Raw genomic sequence first — 423 nt, 5'->3', positions numbered from 1 at the left:
GGCGTTGCCGACGATGCACCGGTAATGCTCATGGTTGGTCGCCTGGCGGTGGAGAAGAACCTGGACGTGGCACTCCACGCATTCGATGCCGTGCGGCAACGCGTGCCCAGCGCGCGGCTGGTGCTGGTGGGCGATGGACCGTTGCGGCGCGCGCTGCAGCAGCGTTGTCCCGATGCCGTGTTTGCCGGCATGCAGCGTGGCGAGGCACTGGCCGCGCATTATGCTTCGGCCGATCTGTTTCTCTTCCCCAGCCTGACCGAGACCTTTGGCAATGTCGTTGTTGAAGCCATGGCCAGCGGCTTGCCGGTGGTGGCATTCGATACGGCAGCGGCAGGCATGCACCTGCGCGCTGGCGAGAACGGGTGCCCAATACCCGTGGGGGATGCGGCTGGGTTCACGCTTGCCGCCCTGCAGCTCGCCACC

At 66.4% G+C, this 423-nt stretch carries 1 protein-coding gene; it reads left to right on the top strand.

From position 1 onward, the window contains the following. The coding region (locus RVY79_RS17560; RefSeq protein WP_317465774.1) for a glycosyltransferase at positions 1-423 on the top strand (423 nt) is incomplete at both ends.

The organism is Chromohalobacter sp. HP20-39 (assembly GCF_033052815.1).
Classification (GTDB): Bacteria; Pseudomonadota; Gammaproteobacteria; order Pseudomonadales; family Halomonadaceae; genus Chromohalobacter.
Note: the sequence above shows the minus strand (reverse complement) of the source record. Positions and strands in the feature narration are given on the sequence as shown.